At 38.4% G+C, this 23,120-nt stretch carries 12 protein-coding genes, 2 tRNA genes and 3 rRNA genes; 4 read left to right on the top strand and 13 right to left on the bottom strand.

All coding sequences use genetic code 11. The features are described from left to right. Positions 1 to 153 precede the first annotated feature (153 nt). The 3 genes from ATE47_RS00095 to hutH form a co-directional block, all read right to left on the bottom strand. A complete protein-coding gene (locus ATE47_RS00095; RefSeq protein ID WP_062160051.1) occupies positions 154 to 1,647 on the bottom strand; it encodes a S8 family peptidase in 1,494 nt (497 codons plus the stop codon). Between the two features lie 116 nt (positions 1,648 to 1,763). Next, on the bottom strand, positions 1,764 to 2,210 hold the full coding sequence (locus tag ATE47_RS00090) for a GNAT family N-acetyltransferase (protein ID WP_062160050.1): 447 nt from the start codon (positions 2,208 to 2,210) through the stop codon (positions 1,764 to 1,766). 209 nt (positions 2,211 to 2,419) lie between these two features. After that, complete coding sequence (hutH, locus tag ATE47_RS00085) at positions 2,420 to 3,907, bottom strand: histidine ammonia-lyase (protein WP_062160049.1); 1,488 nt, start codon at positions 3,905 to 3,907, stop codon at positions 2,420 to 2,422. 128 nt (positions 3,908 to 4,035) lie between these two features. Between hutH and ATE47_RS00080 the strand changes: the two genes are divergently transcribed. The 3 genes from ATE47_RS00080 (at position 4,036) to ATE47_RS00070 (ending at position 7,580) form a co-directional block, all read left to right on the top strand. After that, a complete protein-coding gene (locus ATE47_RS00080; protein ID WP_062160048.1) occupies positions 4,036 to 4,797 on the top strand; it encodes a hypothetical protein in 762 nt (253 codons plus the stop codon). A gap of 78 nt (positions 4,798 to 4,875) precedes the next feature. Next, a complete protein-coding gene (gene uvrC, locus ATE47_RS00075; RefSeq protein WP_062160047.1) occupies positions 4,876 to 6,669 on the top strand; it encodes an excinuclease ABC subunit UvrC in 1,794 nt (597 codons plus the stop codon). A gap of 125 nt (positions 6,670 to 6,794) precedes the next feature. Continuing rightward, positions 6,795 to 7,580, top strand: a complete 786-nt coding sequence (locus ATE47_RS00070; RefSeq protein ID WP_062160046.1) for a T9SS type A sorting domain-containing protein — start codon at positions 6,795 to 6,797, stop codon at positions 7,578 to 7,580. A 75-nt stretch (positions 7,581 to 7,655) separates the two neighbouring features. On the opposite strand, the gene ATE47_RS00065 is transcribed toward ATE47_RS00070, so the two are convergent. Genes ATE47_RS00065 through ATE47_RS00055 form a run of 3 tightly spaced genes read right to left on the bottom strand, consistent with a single transcriptional unit; the run spans position 7,656 to position 10,400 of the window. Beyond that, positions 7,656 to 8,414, bottom strand: a complete 759-nt coding sequence (locus ATE47_RS00065; protein ID WP_062160045.1) for a hypothetical protein — start codon at positions 8,412 to 8,414, stop codon at positions 7,656 to 7,658. Between the two features lie 12 nt (positions 8,415 to 8,426). Further along, positions 8,427 to 9,509, bottom strand: coding sequence for a PorV/PorQ family protein (locus ATE47_RS00060; protein WP_062160044.1), 1,083 nt, complete (start codon positions 9,507 to 9,509; stop codon positions 8,427 to 8,429). Positions 9,510 to 9,521: 12 nt separating this feature from the next. After that, positions 9,522 to 10,400, bottom strand: a complete 879-nt coding sequence (locus ATE47_RS00055; RefSeq protein WP_062160043.1) for a DMT family transporter — start codon at positions 10,398 to 10,400, stop codon at positions 9,522 to 9,524. A gap of 417 nt (positions 10,401 to 10,817) precedes the next feature. On the opposite strand from ATE47_RS00055, the gene ATE47_RS00050 reads away from it, so the two are divergent. Next, positions 10,818 to 12,446 (top strand): acyl-CoA carboxylase subunit beta, encoded by a 1,629-nt coding sequence (locus ATE47_RS00050; RefSeq protein WP_062160042.1) that lies wholly within the window; start codon positions 10,818 to 10,820, stop codon positions 12,444 to 12,446. 285 nt (positions 12,447 to 12,731) lie between these two features. Here the strand turns inward: ATE47_RS00050 and ATE47_RS00045 are convergent, their stop codons facing one another. From ATE47_RS00045 to ATE47_RS00010, 7 genes are all read right to left on the bottom strand, one after another. Beyond that, the gene (locus tag ATE47_RS00045; protein WP_062163384.1) at positions 12,732 to 14,171 is read right to left on the bottom strand and encodes an AAA family ATPase; all 1,440 of its coding nucleotides are present in this window, start codon (positions 14,169 to 14,171) and stop codon (positions 12,732 to 12,734) included. A 70-nt stretch (positions 14,172 to 14,241) separates the two neighbouring features. Beyond that, entirely contained in the window at positions 14,242 to 15,363 is a 1,122-nt protein-coding gene (locus ATE47_RS00040) for a vWA domain-containing protein (RefSeq protein ID WP_062160041.1), read from the bottom strand. Positions 15,364 to 16,683: 1,320 nt separating this feature from the next. Further along, positions 16,684 to 16,791 (bottom strand): 5S ribosomal RNA (gene rrf / locus ATE47_RS00030). A gap of 160 nt (positions 16,792 to 16,951) precedes the next feature. Then, positions 16,952 to 19,708: ribosomal RNA gene (locus ATE47_RS00025) — 23S ribosomal RNA — on the bottom strand. Between the two features lie 156 nt (positions 19,709 to 19,864). Next, a tRNA-Ala gene (locus ATE47_RS00020) sits at positions 19,865 to 19,938 on the bottom strand. 89 nt (positions 19,939 to 20,027) lie between these two features. Then, positions 20,028 to 20,101: transfer RNA gene (locus ATE47_RS00015), tRNA-Ile, on the bottom strand. Between the two features lie 221 nt (positions 20,102 to 20,322). Beyond that, positions 20,323 to 21,839 (bottom strand): 16S ribosomal RNA (locus ATE47_RS00010). The 16S, 23S and 5S rRNA genes sit together here with 2 tRNA genes alongside, the layout of an rRNA operon. Between the last annotated feature and the right edge of the window lie 1,281 nt (positions 21,840 to 23,120).

Genomic DNA, 23,120 nt, shown 5'->3' with positions numbered 1-23,120 from the left:
GTGATCACATGACAAATTTATTACACTTATAATGAATTTGTTAGCGTACAATTACTAATTTTTCACCATAAGTAGAAATACTTAATTATTAAAATTAAAAAAAGTAATGCTGCAAACAACATTACTTTTTTATTAATTTATTTTAAAACTGATTTATTGAACAGCCTGTAAAACATTGATATTTCCGTAACCGTAATCTGAATTCGGGGTTGGATAATACGTTGCCGACTGTCTCATTTTGTTTAACACCTGATCTCTTGTCCATGAAGGGTTTTTAGACCACACCAATGCTGCAATTCCTGCTGTAGAAGCCGTCGCTACGGAAGAACCACCTACATAATCTGTTTGTCCGTTGTAATAGCTCAACACCGGAATACTGTTTCCGGAAGCTCTTTCCATCTGATAGGTAAAGTCGATTTCCGATCCGGAATGACACACATCGCATTTTTGGTTGGATGTATTTTCTTTCACTCCTGTAATGGCTTGTGCTTCAGACATCCATGCCGGGAAAATTACCCCAACGAAATTCGTAAAGCTTGTAGAAGTTCCTCCGGCACAGAAAATTAATTTCCCTTTGGAATAAGCGTATTTTACACCATCCTCAATTTTCCCGACAGAGAAAATGTGCCCCATTGACATGGAAATGATTTTAACATTGTTGTTATTTCCCAATTCTGTAAAAGCGATTTTCACACCATTTTGCTCATGATAACCATCCAAAACCACGTTGGAAGCAGCTCTATAAGTCACCAGATTCGCATTGTAGGCAACACCAACCGGCTGTCCCAGATTATTTCTCGGAGCCACCATCGCTGAGGCCATGCTTGTTCCGTGCCCGCATTGATCATTTGGACCGTCGAATCCGCTACTCCAAGGCCAGACAGAATCAACATAGACTCCATTTTTACTGATCGTCCTTCCAGACGAAAGCCCGTTGTTGAAACTGCTTCCCAATAAACTTTGCTCCGGTGAAGTCCCACTGTCAATGACTCCAATGGTGACTCCGGCTCCGGTGCTGTAGCTCCACGCATTGATGATATTATGTTTTGTGAAAGACCAAGGTGCTTTTGCATTTGGGGTTATGGTGGTATAATCTGAAGAGCTTAATGCTGTTGATTCAAATCCGCATCCTGATGACGAACTGCTCGATTTTGCTGCACCGTTGAACTTTCTTTCATTTTCAAAATAATGATAATCGGCAGGCTCCAGATAACGGATATTTTCCATTTTTCTTAAAGCAATTACCGTTTCCTGTCTTTCTATGGCAACGTCAATTTGATTTAAATATTGATCTGAAGACAATAAAACTCTCTCTTTTCCTTCGTACTGCTCAATAATACTTAAAATCTCCTCCTCGATAGCTTTGTTATCAGGTGTCAGGCTTCTGTCGAACGAAGAACCGAACCCAATAGACGCTATTTTATTTCCCTGATAAATTGCACTCCATACAAAATGATCGGAGGATTCTTTCCATGAAAATCTTCCTTTGGTTTTGATGGTTTCATTAATTTTTTCATTAATCTGTTTTGCTGTCAGTGGATCTTTTTGGACAACTTCCATGTTTTCTGGATTGTTTTGAAGATCATCTCTGTTACATGCTGTAAAAACAAAAAACAGCATCAATAGGTAAAATACGTTTCTTTTCATATAAAATAATATTTGGTTGGTAACACCAAGATATCACTTTACATTGAAATACAGACAGTTGAAATTTAAATTAATCTTACTTTTATTATGTTGAAAATAACAATTGAAGAAAATGTTTATAGTGATTTTTCATAGCAGACACTTTTATCAATTCCAATATATTGTCCGTAATTTGGAATTCTTTGGTAGCCACTTTTTTCATAGACAGAAAGGGCTTCGTTTTGTTCTAATGAACTTTCCAGAACTGCTTTTTTGTAACCTAATTCTTTTGCCCAAGCTTCCAATTCATTTACAATTGTGGTAGCCAAGCCTCTTTTCCTGAAATTTGGGTTGGTGTACATTCTTTTGATTTCAACTGTATTCTCTTCAAATTTTTTGAAAGCCCCGCAAGCCGCCGGAATTTCATCAATATAAATAACAATACAGTTTTTAATTGCATCAATTTTATTGAACTGGTCGTAAAAGGCATGGTCATCTCCGTTACGAATCGCTAAATCCGCGTCTAAAAGTTTAACTAAGCTTTGAAAATCTGTGTTGGAAGAATCTGTTCTTTTAGTAGTCATTTGATTGTTTTATGTTGCTAAATTAATATTTTTTTATTTCCCCACAGATCTCACAGATTTACACAGATGTTTATGTTTTTATTTCATTATGATTAATTTTTAAAATTAAAAAAGAATATGCGCAATCTTCAGCGTAAATCTGTGAGATCTGTGGGAAAATAAAAAGACTTCCATTTCTGGAAGCCTTTAAAAATTTTATGCTTAAAAAATTAATTAACTACAAATTTTCTTTCATTAATCAATTCTGCGATAGCCAACATGTCTTCCCCAATTAATCGGTCTTCTTCAAGCTTGGCGACTTTTGAACGAATAACTGCATAATTTTCTTCAATAATTTTTGAGCATTTTGCAGGTCTTCTGAATTCTAACCCTTGCGCTGCAAACATCAATTCAACTGCTAAAATATTCACTAAATTACCCAAAACCTGATTGAATTTTCTTCCTGAAATACTTCCCATCGAAACATGATCTTCCTGACCCAAACTCGTTGGAATAGAATCCGCAGAAGCCGGAAAACACAACGTTTTATTTTCTGTAACCAACGCCGCAGAAGTATATTGAGGAATCATAAATCCAGAATTTAAACCTGAGCTTTCCGTTAATAATCTTGGCAATCCGTATTTTCCTTCCAATAATAAATAACTTCTTCTGTCTGAAATATTTCCTAATTCAGCCGCCGCCAATGTTGCATAATCTAAAGGTAACGCCATTAATTGTCCATGAAAATTTCCTCCTGAAATGGATTCTTCGGCACTTAAAACAATCGGGTTGTCTGTTACGGAATTCAGTTCCGTTTCTGCCATCATTCTCAAATGTTCGAAAGCATTTCTGCTTGCCCCGTGTACCTGAGGAACGCATCTCATAGAATATGGATCCTGCACTCTTTCACAGTCTTCATGAGCTTTAAGGTTTTCAGAACCTTTTAAAAATTTCAGCATTCTAGCCGCTACTTTTTTACTTCCTTCAAATGGCCTGATGTCATGAAGCTCTTTTTTAAACGGACTTGCCGAACCTCTGTAAGCTTCAAGGCTCATCGCAGCCGTCATATCCGCAAGATCCAATAAATATTCGAACTTTTCCAGACCTTTAATGGCATGAGCAAGAATAAACTGAGTTCCGTTGATTAATCCCAGACCTTCTTTTGGACCTAAAGTCAACGGTTCGAGGTTATTTTTCTCTAAAATTTCTGCCGTTTCGAAAATTTCATTTCCTACCCAGACTTTTCCTAATCCCAAAAGCGGTAAAACCAAATGCGCCAAAGGAGCCAAATCCCCTGAAGCTCCCACAGAACCCTGCTCCGGAACGACAGGAATAATGTCTTTCTGCAACATCATAATCATTCTCTCAATTACATCAAGAGAAACTCCCGAAAATCCTTTTGACAAAGCATGAACTTTAGCAATCATCATAATTTTTGAAAGCTCTTTATCAATCGGTTTTCCTACACCTACCGCATGAGAAATAATTAAATTATATTGTAATAATGCAGTTTCATCAGCAGAAATTTTCGTATCACAAAGCGGCCCGAAACCTGTATTGATTCCATAAACACAACGATCCGACTCTACAATTTGCTGTACATTTTTCTGGGATTTTAAAATCTGATCTTTTGCAGCTTTGTTTAGCTTAGCTTTATTTGGAGCTTTACAGATTTCCAAAACATCATGGAATCTGAAAACATCTACACCGTATATCATTCTCTAAAAATTTGTTCTAAAATTACGCATTTAGCCATAACTGGGAAAACTAAATTTCACAGCCTTATATTTTTTCTGAAAGAATCAAATTAATTACTATTTTTACCGCCAAATAAAATTAATACCTTATGAAACTTAAAACATTATTGCTTGCATTGTTTCTTGTAAGCACAGCTTCTTTCGCGCAGAAAGTAAAGTATTCCAAAGAAGAAATAAAAAAAATGGAACAATACCTTTTTAATGAAGGTTTCAATACTCCATCCCCAAAGAAAACTTCCACGATAATTTTAAAAGACGGAAGCGAACACAAAGGTTTCTGTAATAAAATCGATACCAAAAAAGGGCAAATTTTCGAAGTATCACTTAAAGACAGTATTTCTAAAAAAAGTATGGTTTTCAATGCTGATCAAATCGGTGAAATGTATGTTTATCCAAGTAATGCAGAGAAATTTGCAAAAGTGGCAAAGTATATGGGAAACATCAGAAGCATCGGGACAAAAAGTTTAAATAAAAGTACGACCAACGGACGTATTCATTTTGTCAATCAGACCGTTTCTCTGAAAAACAAGAAAGACGACCAAGAATTTTTAATGCAGGTGATCAACCCTGGATTTGATAATATTATTTCTGTTTATCATGATCCTAGAGCGAAAGAAACCGGCGGAGTTTCATTTGGTTATGGCCCTCAATTAGGTGGTGGTGTGATCAAGTCTTTTTATGTAAAAAAAGGAGATAAAGTAATGTGGCTTCACAAAGATGATTTTGAAGACAATTATGATTTTCTTTTTGGGGATAATGCTGAATTCATGAAAAAATATCCTAAAAACTCTGTGGAATGGGATTATTTCAGCTTCCTTGTTAGTGAATATACTCAATTGACGAACGGATAAATAATTTTAACATAAATATTTAAAGCTGTAGAATTTCTACGGCTTTTTTTGTGCATTTAAATTCCTTATTTTTGTTATATGAATCCTTCTTTAGAATTACAACTCAAAACTTTACCTTCCGAGCCCGGTGTTTATCGTTATTATGATAAAAATGATCAGCTTTTATATGTAGGAAAAGCGAAAAATTTAAAGAAAAGGGTTCTGTCTTATTTCAACAAAAACCTTCCGGGTTACCGTACCAGAATAATGGTCGGGAAAATCCAGCGGCTGGAAACAACCATTGTAAACAGTGAATATGACGCTCTTTTATTGGAAAACAATCTGATCAAAGAACATCAGCCATTTTATAATGTCATGTTGAAAGATGACAAAACATATCCCTGGATCTGTATTAAAAATGAAGCTTTTCCTAGAATATTTTTAACGAGAACCGTGATAAAAGACGGTTCGGAATATTATGGGCCTTATGCGAAAGTGCGTCCTGCAAAAATTCTTCTCGACACCATTAAACATATTTACAAATTAAGGACTTGTAATTTAAATCTTGCTCCCAATAAAATTGACGAAGGAAAATATAAAGTTTGTCTGGAATATCATATTAAAAATTGTGAAGGGCCATGTGAAGGTTTGGAAAGCAAGCAGGATTATGATGAAAAAATTGACGCTATCCGTGGAATTATCAAAGGAGATTTCCGTAAAGCAAAAGATTATCTCATCAATCAGATGATGAAACACGCTACAAATCTTCAGTTTGAAAATGCTCAGATTATTAAGGAAAGATTGGATATACTGGAAGATTATCAGGCCAAAAACACTGTTGTAAATCCAAATATTGATGATGTGGATGTTTTCGGGATGACAAGTGATGAAACGGCAGCTTATGTGAATTTCTTTAAAATAAGAAATGGAAATATTATCCAGAGTTTCACAACTGAGATTAAAAAAATCCTTGAAGAAAGCGACGAGGAAATCATGGAAGAGGCTTTGATTGAAATCCGTCAAAAATTCAGTTCTGACTCAAAAGAAGTGCTTTTACCGTTCCATTTATCTGTTGAAATCCCTAATGTAAAGCTGATCGTCCCGAAAGTCGGGGACAAAAAACGTATTGTTGAACTGTCTGAGAAAAACGCGAAGGAATACCGTTTGGAAAAATTAAAACAGGTGCAGATCGTTGATCCGGAAAGACATACGAACAGAATCATGGCGGAGATGCAAAAGCTGTTGAGAATGCCTGTGGAACCAAGACATATTGAAGGTTTTGACAACTCGAATATACAGGGGACAAATCCTGTTTCCGCTTGTGTTGTATTCAGAGACGGAAAGCCCAGCAAGTCCGATTACAGAATCTTTCACCCAAAAACTGTGGAAGGCCCGAATGATTTTGCCACGATGGAAGAAGTAATTTATCGTCGTTACAAAAGAATGTTGGATGAGGGGGAAAATTTACCGCAATTGATTCTGATTGATGGTGGAAAAGGTCAACTTTCTTCTGCTGTAAAAAGTTTACGTTTATTAGGACTTTACGGAAAAATTACCATTGTAGGAATTGCAAAAAGGCTGGAAGAAATTTTCTTTCCGGAAGATCCTATTCCTTTATATCTAGATAAAAAATCCGAAACACTTAAAATTTTACAAAGAGTAAGAGATGAGGCGCACCGTTTTGGGGTAAAACATCACAGAACAAGAAGAAAAAATTCAACTATAAAGTCAGAATTGGAAGAAATTCCGGGTGTTGGTGGAAAAACGATTGAATTGCTTTTATCTAAATTAAAATCTGTAAAACGCATCAAAGAATCAAATCTGGAGACTTTGGAAGAGATTTTAGGTAAAAGTAAAGCGAAAATTGTTCATGATTTTTTTAATAATAATTAAAATGATTTCATTTTCATTCTAAACAATTTAATTTATCAAACTATCTGCGCAATCTTTATTTAATTTAATATAAAGTTTCATTTTAAGTATTTTTTTCATATTTTAGTATCATAAACTTTAACTATATGAAAAATAACTACGTTTTCGCAAAATTCTTTGCATTATTCTTTACATCTGCATTTGCTAACTTTTTTTCTGCACAAACCTATTGCAACCCGACCTATCCAAGCGGATGTTCCAGCTGGAGGATTACTCAGGTTACCATTCCACAGGCCACTTTCGACAATACCTTTGCGGCAGGAACCTGTACGAGCGGAAGGGACAGAACTGCGGTAAGCATGAATCTGACAGCAGGTGCCACTTATGACATCAATGTTACAACAATTGGATGGATCGCTTGCGGAATGGCTATTGACTTCAATAAAGACGGTGATTTTGATGATGCGGGAGAAGCTTTATTTTTACCGGGCTATATTGCCAATTCAACACAAGTTTACAGCGGAACATTTACAGTTCCTACTTCTGTAATGGCGGGAGCCTACAGAATGAGAATCTGGAACCGTCTGGCAAATGCTGGGGACGGAAATCCTGCACAATCAGCATGTGGAACTTATGCATACGGAACATGGACAGATTATACGGCTAATATTGTAGGAGCTTTGGCAACTTCTGAAGTTACAAAATCTACTGCTAAAGTCTATCCAAATCCTGTTTCTGACGTTTTAAATATCGAGGGTAAAAACACAATTCAATCTGTAGAAATCTATGATGCTAACGGAAAATTAATTAAAACTGTTTCAAATAATAACAATACTGCTTCTGTAAAATTATCCGAGCTTGTTCCCGGAACATATACTGCAAAAATAAAAGGCAGTAAAGAAAATCAAACTGTAAAGTTTATTAAGAAATAAGAATCTTCTTCATATTTATTTAATAAAAAAAGTCCTCAATGCGAGGACTTTTTATTATTTAAGTTTTAAATTATTTTATTTCTTCAAAAATATTTCTTTAGCGTATTCTCCATTAGACTGTGGAATTTCGATAACAATATTTCCATTTTCAAAGTATCCTAATGTAGAATCTCCGTTTTGTAATTTCACTCTGAAAACATCGCTTTTTGTCGTGGGTTTAAAAGTCGCGAATGGAGATGAACTGTTGGAATTAACCAAAATAAACTGATTGTTGTCAATCTGTATTCTCTGCACATCCATTTTCCCATTACTGAATTTTACAGCGTTGTTATCAGCCGCAGAAGCCGTTGTTGTAAATGTTTGTGTATTATTTACAGTCGTTTCCTGAGTTTGTGTTTGTGTTTGCGCCTGTACTGGTAATTCGGTTGGATTAGAAACAGGAATACCTGGAAAAGTCTGTTTCAAAGCATCATTAAATCCTTCCTTGAAGTCCTTAATACTTGAACCACCTTTAATAGCCTGAACAACTTTGCCATGACAATCCTTAAATTCTAAAATCACTTTATTTCTCAGAAAACCGCTATCGTCCTTGAGGTCTGCATTTAAAACGCTGCAGGAATTTACTTTTGCTTCTAATGGCCATTGATCTCTATCTGCCTGAAGTACCATATATTTTTTTCCTTTTAAAGCCTTTGTTAAAGAAATATCCAAATCGAACGGCTCCTTAAAAGTCTCAAACTTTGCAGGAATTGAAATATATTTATAATCTGAAACCTTTTGTCCAAAAGTAACTATTGAACAAGCGGCTAATAATAGTACTGAAAGTTTTTTCATGTAGTTTTAATTTTAATCGTTTCTAAACTGCCCCATATCCAACTTCAACGAAAAGAAATTAGAATAGAAATTCGATCCACCAATTCCTGAATTGGTAATCGCATAATCCAACGTAAGACCTCTGTATCTGATCCCGATCCCCGCGCTTGGCTGGAAAGAAACCTTTCTTTTAAGGTCTTCAATATCTGTAATAGATTGGAATCTGTTTACCCCTAATCTCACAAAAATCATTTTCTGATAACCTAATTCTGCACCGGCGTATGGTGTAATACTTGCGAAATCGGTTGAAATAAGTGCTGCTGTTTTTGCAAAATCAACATTAATTCCGGCTTCCGGTAAAACATACACGCTGCTGTTGATCTCAAATATTTTACTAGCCCCTACATTCAGTTTAGGCATGGTTAATTCCATTTTATCTTTTGGAGCCGGGTTGAATTCTTCCCCATTTACAATCGTTGAAAGTTCTTTCTGATTAACGCTCCAAAAGTTGACTGTAGTTGTGGCATCTCTCAACATACCTCCCAATTTCCATCCGTTATCCAATTTATAAATGGCTCCAATATCAAAACCAAAACCATATCCATTGGCAAATTTACCTACGTTCCTGTAAACAATTTTAGCATTAATACCTACATCCAGCTTCGTATTTCCACCGGGATTAAAAGCATAAGAAAGTATGGCAGCATAATCAGACTGTGAGAATTTCGTGATTTTATCATAATCAATATTCCCTTCAGTATCAATCAACTGGGTTGTATTCAAAATATTATCAACCCCAAGTCTCACTATAGAAACTCCGAAAACTCCTGTTTCCAGAACTTTCGCATAGGCCAGATAATCATATTTTGCAATAGACTCGAAATATTCTGCGTGCATTGCTGCTCCCTGCCAGTCTTTTTCGATAGCCATCAACCCTGCGGGGTTCCACATCGGAGAATAGACGTCATCCTGGTTGGAAACTACAGCTCCTCCCATTGCCAGACCTCTGGCTCCCGCTCCGATATTCAGGAATTCATTGGAATATTTTCTGATAATCTGAGATTGGGACATCCCAAATAACAGGGAAAATACAAGTAAAAGATATTTTTTCATCATATAAATTGATGCTTAATTTAAAGTTTTTTGTTTTTTAGCTTTTATTAATCCGTTGGCAATGATTGCCAGTATCATAACCCCTGAGGCGATGTAAAAAATCGGGCTCATGTGTTCTGATTCCCCAAAGATAAAAAAAGCTAGTATAATTCCGTAAACCGGTTCTAAATTAACTGTTAAAATTAGTGTAAAAGGCGAAATATATTTCATCAGGTTTACAGATTCCAACATCGGAAAAGCCGTGAAAACACTTGCCAATAAGCATATTAACGCAATATCTCGGTAACTTATTTCATCCATGTGAAAAATTTGTCCCGTGAACAAATAAATGACCATTAAAATGAACCATCCGGAGAAAATTTCATAAAAAATAATGTTCCCCGAACTTGTCTTGCCAAACATCTTTCCATTAAAAACAGAAAATATGGTCCCGAAAACAGCACAAAGAACCCCATAAAGGATCCCTTCCTTAAATCTAAACTCTGTTTTGAATATCAATAAAATACATGCCACAATCACTACTCCCATGACGACTTCCGAAATATCTATTTTACGTTTGAAAATGACAGGTTCTAAAATGGAAGCAAATAATGTAGATAAAGAAAGGCAGCTCAAAGCAATCGAAACATTGGAAACTTTGATGGAATGAAAAAAACAATACCAATGAAGCGCCATGGAAAAACCAATGGCAGCCAACTGAAAAAAGATTTTTTTTGAAACCTTGATACTGTCCTTTTTGAAAATCCTGATGTAGATGAAAAGACAGATCGCAGCAAACAACATTCTGTAAAAAACCAGGATCTGGGCATTAGCATGAATCAGTTTTCCCAAGATTGCCGTAAATCCCCATAAAAACACAATCAAATGCAATCTGAAAAGAGCTAATTTATGCATATTCTACTACTTTGAATTTTTGCAAATTTACAAATAGCATTTACAAATCCCGCAAAAATTTTGTCTTAAACTTATCAATTTTTTGAAGAAATTTTCTTTTCGAAAACTATTTTAAAAATAAAATTAATCATTTCTTAGCTTTAAAATAAAATACAACAAAAAACCCTGAAAATTTGTTCAACTTTCAGGGCCTTCAAATAATAAACTATTAAAAAAATAAACTAGGAACTTAGAGTATTAATAGAGACTATATCCCTATTACTCTGATGTAAAGTTAGAAAAAATATCAATTATTTAAAAATATTTTTATGTTAAATATTTCACAAATTTCTGAGTACCAACAAATTAAACATCTGTTTTAAATCAATTTAAAATCCTCTGAAAAATAGTATCTTTAAGCGGAAAAAATTGAAATTTATGGACATTGAATTCAACAAACGAGAAGATCAAAACAGATTAAAGTTATCAGAAATAAATCGTTTACTCGCCAATATTAAAAAAGGTGGCGGAGAAAAGAGACTTCAGAAGCTTCGTGAAGAGGGAAAAATGACAGCAAGAGAAAGAATTGATTATCTTCTTGACAAAAATTCTGAATCCATAGAAATTGGTGCATTTGCAGGATATGAAATGTATGAAGAGCACGGCGGTTGCCCAAGTGGCGGCGTTGTTGTAGTCATCGGTTACGTTTCCGGAAGACAATGTATCGTTGTTGCCAATGATGCTTCCGTAAAAGCCGGAGCTTGGTTTCCGATCACAGGAAAGAAAAATCTGAGAGCACAGGAAATTGCCATGGAAAACAGGCTTCCCATCATTTATTTAGTTGATTCCGCCGGAGTTTATTTGCCAATGCAAGATGAGATTTTCCCCGATAAGGAAATGTTCGGACGTATTTTCAGAAATAATGCTAAAATGAGCGCTGCAGGAATCATCCAGATTTCCGCTGTAATGGGCAGTTGTGTTGCCGGTGGTGCTTACCTCCCGATCATGAGCGATGAAGCGATGATTGTTGATAAAACAGGTTCTATTTTCCTTGCAGGAAGCTATTTGGTGAAGGCTGCCATTGGAGAAAGTATTGATAATGAAACTTTAGGTGGTGCAACGACTCACTGCTCGATTTCCGGAGTTACGGATTATAAAGCTAAAGATGACAAAGATGCTTTAGATAGAATCAAAAATATAATGAAATCTATCGGAAGTACTGAAAAAGCAGGCTTTGACAGAATTGAAAGCTTTCCGCCAAAAGAAAACCCAGAGAATATTTTCGGAATCGTTCCTGTTTCCAGAGCTGATCAATATGATACTTTAGATATTATCAAATGTCTTGTAGACAATTCTGAATATGAAGAATATAAGTCGGATTATGGTAAAACCATTATTTGTGCAACTGCCAGAATTGACGGATGGTCTGTGGGAATTGTTGCCAATCAAAGGAAATTGGTAAAAAGCGGTAAGGGTGAAATGCAGTTTGGCGGGGTAATTTATTCTGACTCAGCGGATAAAGCAACCCGATTTATTGCCAATTGTAATCAAAGAAAAATACCTTTGGTCTTTTTACAGGATGTAACTGGTTTCATGGTGGGCTCAAAATCTGAACATGGAGGAATTATTAAAGACGGAGCAAAAATGGTAAATGCGGTTTCCAATTCTGTTGTTCCAAAATTCACTATTATCACAGGAAACTCTTACGGCGCAGGAAATTATGCAATGTGCGGAAAAGCTTACGATCCGAGATTAATCGTTGCCTGGCCGTGGGCTGATTTGGCTGTAATGGGTGGATCTCAGGCGGCAAAAGTTTTAGCACAAATTCAGGAATCAACCTTGAAAAAACAAGGAAAAGAGATCACGGAAGAGGAGCATAATGAAATTTTAGATTCAATTTCAAAAAAATATCAGAAACAAACGGAATCCACTTATGCAGCAGCTAGATTGTGGACAGATGCAATCATAAATCCTGTAGATACTAGAAAATGGATTTCTATGGGTATTGAAGCTGCTAACAATTCGCCTATTACTGAGAAATTTAATTTGGGAGTTATTCAGGTTTGATGATGTATTAATTATATAAAATAAAAAGATGTGGAATTAGTTTTCCACATCTTTTTTTATTTTCAAAAAATCTTCCACTTTGTCATCAGAAAGGTTCACCACTGGATCCTTCTAGGATGACAATTTTGTGGATAATTTACAAATATTTAAATCACCGACTGCAACCCTAGCCCCGATTGTAGCAATTGTTTGAGCTCATTTTCAGGTTTCGGCGGGGCTCCGCCCCGCCGAAACCTGAAAATAGCGAGTGCGGAAAGCGGGAAAAAGCTTCAAATAAGATTAAAATTAAGAAAAGAAAACACCTGTTCGGAACCTTTCTTTATTCAATTTTTTATTAACGGCCAGTCCCCAGAGAATAAACTCTTTTAAGAATAAAATATCTTCCGGTTTTGTATCTGGCTGATATTTTTCAATAAGATCATTAAGCGGATTAATACGGTTAAGCGCTTTTGCGTAGCTTTCATCGGGAGATTCGTCGGTAATTTCTAGAAAGCCATCATCCTCAAGAAACCAGTCAGTAATTTGTTGGAATGGACCTTCGACACCCTTTTTCTCCAATTTTTCAACTTTTGGGAAATGAACGGTAAATAAACTTCTGATTGCATTATCAATCAACATCTGAGCTACAGCTTCTGCACCTTCCTGTTCGCCTTCATACACCAGCTCAACTTTTCCGGTAATTGCCGGGATAATCCCTACAAAATCACTTAATCTTACAGAAGTTTTTTCTTCCCCTGTCAACAAAGCTCTACGTTCCGCCGTACTCAGTAAATTTTCAAAGGCAGTAATACTCATACGGGCACTTACCCCACTTTTGGAATCTACATATTCACTTTCACGAGCCTCAAAACCAATCTGTTCCAAAAGATCTTTGGCTAAAGAAGGAATATAAATGGTTTCTGTTTGCCGGTTATCCAACCTAGATTCATACTTCGTGATTTCTTTTGCAACATGAATATTTTCAGGATAATGGGTAAGAATTTGTGATCCGATACGGTCTTTTAAAGGAGTGACAATGCTTCCTCTGTTCGTATAATCTTCTGGATTAGCAGTGAAAACAAACTGTATGTCTAAAGGCATTCTCACTTTAAAACCACGGATTTGAACATCACCTTCCTGCAAAATATTAAATAACGAAACCTGTATACGAGCCTGAAGGTCCGGCAATTCATTAATCACAAAAATACATCGGTTAGCACGCGGAATCATTCCGAAATGTATCACACGATCATCCGCATAAGAAAGTTTAAGATTAGCAGCTTTAATAGGATCGACATCACCGATAAGATCTGCAACCGTCACATCCGGAGTCGCCAATTTTTCAAAGAATCTGTCATCGCGGTGCAACCATTCAACTGGTGTATTATCTCCTTCTTTTTCAATAAGTTCTTTGGCATAGCGTGAGATTGGATTGAAAGGATCATCGTTAATTTCACTTCCTGCGACAAATGGAATCCATTCATCTAATAAAGCAGTCATCATTCTTGCCAATCGGGTTTTCGCCTGGCCTCGAAGACCTAGTAAGTTGATATTATGACGGCTGAGAATAGCGTGTTCCAATTGAGGAATAACTGTATTTTCATACCCAAAAATCCCTTCAAAAACAGGCTCTTTTTTAAAAATTTTATTTCTTAAATTATCTCTTAACTCATCTTTGATATTTTTAGATTTATATTCTGTTGCTTTTAACGAACCTAATGTTTTTATATCTGGCTTTGCAGTCATTTTATTAATTTTAATATCTGATTTATAATTTATTAGAATATTATTAGTGCCTAATTGTTTAAAAATTGATTTAACGGATTCTTTTTTTACGGTTAGTCTCGTAATCTTCAAAAATCATTTGACCTAAACCGTTAAGTCCCGTATAAAAAGCTTTTCCCTGATTGGCTTCTGTAAATTCTCTCACAAACTGTTGAAGATAAGCATCCTGAGCAATCATAAAAGTAGTGATGGGAATATGCAATCTGCGAGCCTGAGCCGCCATATTGTAACATTTTTGAACCACATATTCGTCCAAACCAAAAGAATTCATGTAATAAGAACCATCTGCCTGTCGTACACAGCTTGGTTTTCCATCAGTAATCATGAAGATCTGTTTATTGGTATTCCGTTTTCTTCGCAATATATCCATCGCCAGCTGAAGACCTGCAACCGTATTGGTGTGATACGGCCCGACCTGCAAATAAGGAAGCTCCTGAATCTTAACCGGCCACGCATCATCTCCAAAAACAATAATATCCAAAGTATCTTTCGGATAACGGGTAGTAATTAGTTCTGCAAGCGCCATTGCGACTTTTTTGGCAGGAGTAATACGGTCTTCTCCATACAAAATCATACTGTGGCTGATGTCTATCATGAGAACCGTACTCATCTGAGATTGGTGAATACTGTCTTCAACAATTAAATCATCTTCAGTAAGATGAAAATCACCGATACCATTGTTGATCTGTGCATTTTTAAGGCTTTCAGTAATAGAAATTTTCTCAACAGGATCTCCAAAACTATAATTACGGAATTCCCCCGTTGTATCTTCGCCTGTACCGCTTTTATTGGTCTTATGATTTCCACTTCCACTTTTCTCGAGATTTCCGAAGATCTGTTTAAGAGCCTGTTTACGGATATTTTGTTCCATTTTTGCACTCAACTGTACGCTACTCCCGTTTCCATTGGGATCTATTTCCTCGCGGATATATCTCTTTCTCTTAAGATCTTCGATAAAATCATCTATAGTATATTCTGGTGTAGTAAGTTTGTATTCATCATCAAGCATTCGAAGCCAGTCTATCGCTTCATCAAAATCTCCTGAAGTATGGGTCAACAGATCCGTAAAAATCTCCAGCAACCGATCAAATACGGACAATTCCGGTGCTTTATAAGTTTCAAACCTGAACCCTCTCACAATATGCTCTTTCATAAGATAAAGTTACAACATAAAATAAAAAGTTTCCAGAGATTTTATCTATCAATGTCTATTAACCAAACAATTTTCGTAAAATAATTAGGAGCTATTTCCAGCTATCCGCTCATACTCCTCACGCCATTGCTTTTCTGTTACATGTCCTCCAACTCTCCTACATCCAGTTGCGGGGTAACCGCTCCTATCTGGGCTAGGGTCTTCCTGCAATTCAGGCAATAGAAGTTGTGAAACAATCCCCGCTTTATCAATCAAACCATTTACAACATTATCATTAACAGCATTAAATTCCCCTCCTCTGGAGGGTGGCAAAAAATTCAAATATTTTTGACGGGAGTGGTTTCAAAGTAGCTCCCATAAGCACAAGAACCTCAAACCTCTTAAGTTTCTTCCGGTATCTAACAATGGATGATTTTTAAATATTTCTATACTACATTAATATCTTTGTAGTTACAGGCCGCCCTTACAGGGCTCATACATCCAAACATATAATCTGGGCTATTAACAGGTCGCTCCTCCGGAGCTCCCCGCATTTAGCATTTAGCATTTAGCATTTAGCATTTAGCATTTAGCATTTAGCATTTAGCATTTAGCATTTAGCAAAAATAAAGGAGCGGAAGATAATGAACAGTTTTTTTGGTTATTTGGATTTTTTAACGCAAAGCAAGACAAAGAATAATTTAATTTTAAATATAAAAGGTAAACAAAGGTGTAAACTTAGCCAGGTAACACAAGACGATAATATATAAATGGTAATTAAGAATGAAGAATGATCTCTCGCAGATTGGTGATTAAGCAGATTTTTAAATGTAAATAAAAGCTCATTGTTCGTAAAATGTATAATGAAGATTTCCTATTAAAGAAGATTTTAGATCCTTCCAGGATGACAAAGAGAGTATGAAAGTTAAAGGGGTTTAAGATTGTTTTACTTCGACAGGCCGCCCTTACAGGGCTCATAATCCAAACATATAATCTGGGCTATTAACAGATCGCTCCTCCGGAGCTCCCCGCATTTAGCATTTAGCATCTAGCATCTAGCATCTAGCATCTAGCATCTAGCATCTAGCATCTAGCATCTAGCATCTAGCATCTAGCATCTAGCATCTAGCATCTAGCAAAATTATTAATTACCATTGCTTATTACTCATCTATTTTTTTTGGGGTATGGAGTTGTTATGGTATAAAACGAAAAAAGTCTCATACACATTTATGTATGAGACTTTTGTTTATTCTTTTGTTTTTGATTTTAGCGTTTGTAGTTTTTTGCTTTTTGGGCATAAAAAAACTCCTTCATCGATTGATGAAGGAGTTTTAAATAAAAACCGGCGGCGACCTACTCTCCCGCTTTCGCAGTACCATCGGCGCTGGTGGGCTTAACTTCTGTGTTCGGAATGGGAACAGGTGAGCCCCACCGCTAAAACCACCCTAAAGGTTGTATATAAGATATCAGAGGTGAGATTTCAGATTTCAGACTTTTAATGGTCTTAAATCTGATGTCTTCTATCTGACATCTGTTTTAATCGATAAAAACTTTCACAAAGACAAAACCTTGGTTGCACTTATAAGGCTTGTTTTATAGTAACCAATAGGCTATAAATCTACGGGTAATTAGTACTACTCGGCTATGCTGTTACCAACTTTACACCTGTAGCCTATCAACGTTGTCATCTCCAACGACCCTTAAAAGATGTCTCATCTTGAGGCGAGTTTCACACTTATATGCTTTCAGTGTTTATCTCTTCCAAACGTAGCTACTCAGCGGTGCACCTGGCGGTACAACTGATACACCAGAGGTTTGTTCAATTCGGTCCTCTCGTACTAGAATCAAGCCCTCTCAAACATCTAACGCCCGCAATAGATAGAGACCGAACTGTCTCACGACGTTCTGAACCCAGCTCGCGTGCCACTTTAATGGGCGAACAGCCCAACCCTTGGGACCTTCTCCAGCCCCAGGATGTGACGAGCCGACATCGAGGTGCCGAACCTCCCCGTCGATGTGAGCTCTTGGGGGAGACTAGCCTGTTATCCCCGGAGTACCTTTTATCCTATGAGCGATGGCCCTTCCATACGGAACCACCGGATCACTATGTCCTGCTTTCGCACCTGATCGACTTGTAGGTCTCACAGTCAAGCACCCTTATGCCATTACACTCTACGCACGGTTACCAAGCGTGCTGAGGGTACCTTTGAAAGCCTCCGTTACTCTTTTGGAGGCGACCACCCCAGTCAAACTACCCACCACGCAATGTCCTTCTAAAAGAAGTTAGGCTCCAAGTAAGTAAAGGGTGGTATTTCAACGTTGGCTCCACACACACTAGCGTGCATGCTTCAAAGCCTCCCACCTATCCTACACATTACTTACTCAAAGTCAATACGAAGTTATAGTAAAGGTTCACAGGGTCTTTTCGTCCCATTGCGGGTAATCGGCATCTTCACCGATACTACAATTTCACCGAGCTCGTGGCTGAGACAGTGCCCAGATCGTTACACCATTCGTGCAGGTCGGAACTTACCCGACAAGGAATTTCGCTACCTTAGGACCGTTATAGTTACGGCCGCCGTTTACTGGGGCTTCAGTCAAACGCTTCGCATTGCTGCTAACGCCCTTCCTTAACCTTCCAGCACCGGGCAGGTGTCAGACCCTATACAGCATCTTTCGATTTAGCAGAGTCCTGTGTTTTTGATAAACAGTCGCCTGGGCCTCTTCACTGCGGCCACCATTGCTGATGGCGTCTCTTCTTCCGAAGTTACGAGACTATTTTGCCTAGTTCCTTAGCCACGACTCACTCGAGCACCTTAGGATTCTCTCCTCGACCACCTGTGTCGGTTTTGGTACGGGTTGCTTCACTTCGGCTTTTCTTGGATCCGATTTCACTATAACAGCTTCGCCCGAAGGCTAGGCCTTGACACTTCCGTCCGTCTTCAATAGCTACGTCGAACCGTCCCCTTTTTAGTGTGAGCAAGTATGGGAATATTAACCCATTGTCCATCCACTACCCCTTTCGGGTTCGCGTTAGGTCCCGACTAACCCTCAGCTGATTAGCATGGCTGAGGAAACCTTAGTCTTTCGGTGAGGGGGTTTCTCGCCCCCTTTATCGTTACTTATGCCTACATTTTCTTTTCTGTCCGCTCCACAATACCTCACGATACTGCTTCGGCGCAAACAGAATGCTCTCCTACCAGATATAATTAATTATAAATCCATAGCTTCGGTAATATGCTTATGCCCGATTATTATCCATGCCGAACCGCTCGACTAGTGAGCTGTTACGCACTCTTTAAATGAATGGCTGCTTCCAAGCCAACATCCTAGCTGTCAATGCAGTTCAACCGCGTTGCTTCAACTTAGCATATATTTGGGGACCTTAGCTGTTGGTCTGGGTTCTTTCCCTCTCGGACATGGACCTTAGCACCCATGCCCTCACTGCCGCAGAACATTTATTAGCATTCGGAGTTTGTCAGGAATTGGTAGGCGATGAAACCCCCGCATCCAATCAGTAGCTCTACCTCTAATAAACTTTTTTGCGACGCTGCACCTAAATGCATTTCGGAGAGTACGAGCTATCTCCCAGTTTGATTGGCCTTTCACCCCTACCCACAGGTCATCCGAAGACTTTTCAACGTCAACCGGTTCGGTCCTCCACTCTGTGTTACCAGAGCTTCAACCTGCCCATGGGTAGATCACAAGGTTTCGCGTCTAATCCTACTAACTATGCGCCCTATTCAGACTCGCTTTCGCTCCGGCTCCGGACCTGAAGTCCTTAACCTCGCTAGTAAAATTAACTCGTAGGCTCATTATGCAAAAGGCACGCCGTCACCCAACTTGTGGGCTCCGACCGCTTGTAGGCGTACGGTTTCAGGTTCTATTTCACCCTTCTATTCGAAGTGCTTTTCACCTTTCCTTCACAGTACTTGTTCACTATCGGTCTTTCAGGAGTATTTAGCCTTGGAGGATGGTCCCCCCATATTCAGACAGGATTTCACGTGTCCCGCCCTACTCATTTATCATCTATATATACCTTTCATATACGGGGCTATCACCCTCTATGGCTGCACTTTCCAGTACATTCTATTAAATATATAAAGACTTTTGGGCTAATCCGCGTTCGCTCGCCACTACTTACGGAATCTCTTCGATTTCTTTTCCTCCGGGTACTTAGATGTTTCAGTTCTCCGGGTTTGCTCCTCTTGCGAGGTGACAGGTCTTCAACCTGCCGGGTTGCCCCATTCGGACATCTCGGGATCAATTCGTGTGTGCCAATCCCCCGAGCTTTTCGCAGCTTACCACGTCCTTCTTCGCCTCTGAAAGCCTAGGCATCCGCCATACGCCCTTAACGATTTCTTTCCTATTTTTAGGTTACTCAAGCACTTATAAGTGCTCGGTTTTCTCTTTGTGATGTCTTTACCGTTAATGTCAATGATCAAATTCTTCTTGTCAACTTAATGAACAGATGTTGTTTTTGGCTCCATCCGTAACTTTTAAACTAAGTCTTCAAAACTGTGGAGAATAAGGGAGTCGAACCCTTGACCTCCTGCGTGCAAGGCAGGCGCTCTAGCCAGCTGAGCTAATTCCCCCTCTAGTAGACTTCAGATTCCAGATTCCAGATCTCAGACTTTTAAATCTGATGTCTAGCATCTTATATCTTCCCGTCTTTTACAATTAGTAGTCTCGGGCAGGCTCGAACTGCCGACCTCTACATTATCAGTGTAGCGCTCTAACCAGCTGAGCTACGAGACTGTCTTTTAGACTAACAGATCCTAGATGCTAGATACAAGACTTTTGCATTCGTCTTGGTTCTTGGCTCTCGGCTCTTGTATCTCTATCCCTATACTAATTTCTAGTGGGTTTTGTATGTTTTTAAATATAAATCAACCAAATAAAAAACTAAAGCCTCTCTTTAAGTAAGTACTTTGTATCTTGCGATACTAATTTTGTTTATCGTCCCGAAAGACGCTCTAAAATGAGATGTTCCAGCCGCACCTTCCGGTACGGCTACCTTGTTACGACTTAGCCCTAGTTACCTGTTTTACCCTAGGCAGCTCCTGTTACGGTCACCGACTTCAGGTACCCCAGACTTCCATGGCTTGACGGGCGGTGTGTACAAGGCCCGGGAACGTATTCACCGCGCCATGGCTGATGCGCGATTACTAGCGATTCCAGCTTCATAGAGTCGAGTTGCAGACTCCAATCCGAACTGAGACCAGCTTTCGAGATTAGCATCCAGTCGCCTGGTAGCAGCCCTCTGTACTGGCCATTGTATTACGTGTGTGGCCCAAGGCGTAAGGGCCGTGATGATTTGACGTCATCCCCACCTTCCTCTCTACTTGCGTAGGCAGTCTCACTAGAGTCCCCAACTGAATGATGGCAACTAGTGACAGGGGTTGCGCTCGTTGCAGGACTTAACCTAACACCTCACGGCACGAGCTGACGACAACCATGCAGCACCTTGAAAATTGCCCGAAGGAAGGTCTATTTCTAAACCGATCAATTCCCATTTAAGCCTTGGTAAGGTTCCTCGCGTATCATCGAATTAAACCACATAATCCACCGCTTGTGCGGGCCCCCGTCAATTCCTTTGAGTTTCATTCTTGCGAACGTACTCCCCAGGTGGCTAACTTATCACTTTCGCTTAGTCTCTGAACCCGAAAGCCCAAAAACGAGTTAGCATCGTTTACGGCGTGGACTACCAGGGTATCTAATCCTGTTCGCTCCCCACGCTTTCGTCCATCAGCGTCAGTTAAGACATAGTAACCTGCCTTCGCAATTGGTGTTCTAAGTAATATCTATGCATTTCACCGCTACACTACTTATTCCAGCTACTTCTACCTTACTCAAGACCTGCAGTATCAATGGCAGTTTCATAGTTGAGCTATGAGATTTCACCACTGACTTACAGATCCGCCTACGGACCCTTTAAACCCAATAAATCCGGATAACGCTTGCACCCTCCGTATTACCGCGGCTGCTGGCACGGAGTTAGCCGGTGCTTATTCGTATAGTACCTTCAGCTTTCCTCACGAGGAAAGGTTTATCCCTATACAAAAGAAGTTTACAACCCATAGGGCCGTCGTCCTTCACGCGGGATGGCTGGATCAGGCTCTCACCCATTGTCCAATATTCCTCACTGCTGCCTCCCGTAGGAGTCTGGTCCGTGTCTCAGTACCAGTGTGGGGGATCACCCTCTCAGGCCCCCTAAAGATCATTGACTTGGTAGGCCGTTACCCTACCAACTATCTAATCTTGCGCGTGCCCATCTCTATCCACCGTAGTTTTCAATATCAAGTGATGCCACTCAATATATTATGGGGTATTAATCTTCCTTTCGAAAGGCTATCTCCCTGATAAAGGCAGGTTGCACACGTGTTCCGCACCCGTGCGCCGCTCTCAAGTCTCCGAAGAGACTCTACCGCTCGGCTTGCATGTGTTAGGCCTCCCGCTAGCGTTCATCCTGAGCCAGGATCAAACTCTCCATTGTATGTTTGTTCTGACTCACTCAAAGTTTTGACGCTTTAGTTTTTCCTTACTTGGTTGTTATATCTATTTTTCAATGATCTCTTTTCTTCCGCTTTCCCGGCTGCCTTTTTCTGTCGTTAAGCATTGCCGTATTTGCGTGTGCAAAAGTAAAAATTATTTCCTAATTGACCAAATGTTTTTACAAAGAATTTTAAAGTTTTTTAATTCACCCTAATCTCTCCATTCCCACTCAATCAATCCTACTCCTGCGCTCCCGTTTTACCGGACTGCAAAGATACAAAAACTTTTAAAACTCACAACTTTTTTTTATTAAAAAATTAAAGTTTTTTGTCCTATCCTCCTATAGTACTGATATACTACAAAGTAGTTCTTTTTAATCTTAACCGCTTTCCTTAAAGCTCCTCTGCGCTACTGACATACTCTCGTTTTCAGTGGGGCAAAAGTAATCACTTTTACCCCATACTTCCAAATCTATTTAACATAATGTTCATATTTTATTCATAGACAATCATAAGTCACTGAAAGCCTGAATCAATAATTTTAAACGAGGGGGTGATAGGTATTGTGCGACGGGTTAAAGAGTCAGAGAGTTGGAGGGCTGGAAGGGTGAGAGTAGGAGAACAGAGGTTGTGATACCCATTAGGCTAAGTTGTTGATGAAGGTTGGTGGCTGGTGGTTTTCTAATAAACCTTATAGGTTTTAAAAACCTATAAGGTTGGGGTTGGGGAGTTGGCGGTAAAGATTATCGTGCCCAAATAAAGTAATGTAAAAGAATTCTTTTTTCTTTACTGTTTCGTTTGTCATTCTGATGAAGATCTAATTCTACATTTTCTTATTCTGAGATTAAAAACTTTTAGATTATAAAAATTAAAACTAATTTGATTTATATACATTACTGTCATTCCGAAGGAATCTAAACTGCATTTTTTGTATACAAACTCTTTTCTTTAGATTTTAATTTTGGAGAAGGCTAATTCCAGTTGGATCAAAAATAGTCTTTTAGTATAGGGCATTAAGAAAAAATTTTCAAGGGTTTTTAAAAGCTTTGAGGATTTAGGTAAGTGTAAGTTATTTTGTTTTTTATTTAATCACTGATAACACGGATTTGCACAGATGTTTGTGGTATTTTTTTGATTAAAAAGTTGTCCTGCTCAAAAGCTTAATGTAGTTTAATGGGCTACTAAAAAATATTAATAATCCTTTGTTTAGATTCTTTCAGAATGACAAGCTTTGAGATATTGATAGAATAAAAATATAAAATTCTTTCATCACATTTTCTACC

The sequence above is a fragment of the Chryseobacterium sp. IHB B 17019 genome (assembly GCF_001456155.1).
GTDB lineage: Bacteria > Bacteroidota > Bacteroidia > Flavobacteriales > Weeksellaceae > Chryseobacterium.
The sequence above is the reverse complement of the archived record's forward strand: the minus strand, read 5'-3'. Positions and strand labels throughout refer to the sequence as shown.

Excerpts from the sequence above, each read along its gene's own strand:
- ATE47_RS00095 (WP_062160051.1), bottom strand. The coding sequence starts at position 1,647 with ATGAAAAGAAACGTATTTTACCTATTGATGCTGTTTTTTGTTTTTACA.
- ATE47_RS00090 (WP_062160050.1), bottom strand. The coding sequence starts at position 2,210 with ATGACTACTAAAAGAACAGATTCTTCCAACACAGATTTTCAAAGCTTA.
- hutH (WP_062160049.1), bottom strand. The coding sequence starts at position 3,907 with ATGATATACGGTGTAGATGTTTTCAGATTCCATGATGTTTTGGAAATC.
- ATE47_RS00080 (WP_062160048.1), top strand. The coding sequence starts at position 4,036 with ATGAAACTTAAAACATTATTGCTTGCATTGTTTCTTGTAAGCACAGCT.
- uvrC (WP_062160047.1), top strand. The coding sequence starts at position 4,876 with ATGAATCCTTCTTTAGAATTACAACTCAAAACTTTACCTTCCGAGCCC.
- ATE47_RS00070 (WP_062160046.1), top strand. The coding sequence starts at position 6,795 with ATGAAAAATAACTACGTTTTCGCAAAATTCTTTGCATTATTCTTTACA.
- ATE47_RS00065 (WP_062160045.1), bottom strand. The coding sequence starts at position 8,414 with ATGAAAAAACTTTCAGTACTATTATTAGCCGCTTGTTCAATAGTTACT.
- ATE47_RS00060 (WP_062160044.1), bottom strand. The coding sequence starts at position 9,509 with ATGATGAAAAAATATCTTTTACTTGTATTTTCCCTGTTATTTGGGATG.
- ATE47_RS00055 (WP_062160043.1), bottom strand. The coding sequence starts at position 10,400 with ATGCATAAATTAGCTCTTTTCAGATTGCATTTGATTGTGTTTTTATGG.
- ATE47_RS00050 (WP_062160042.1), top strand. The coding sequence starts at position 10,818 with ATGGACATTGAATTCAACAAACGAGAAGATCAAAACAGATTAAAGTTA.
- ATE47_RS00045 (WP_062163384.1), bottom strand. The coding sequence starts at position 14,171 with ATGACTGCAAAGCCAGATATAAAAACATTAGGTTCGTTAAAAGCAACA.
- ATE47_RS00040 (WP_062160041.1), bottom strand. The coding sequence starts at position 15,363 with ATGAAAGAGCATATTGTGAGAGGGTTCAGGTTTGAAACTTATAAAGCA.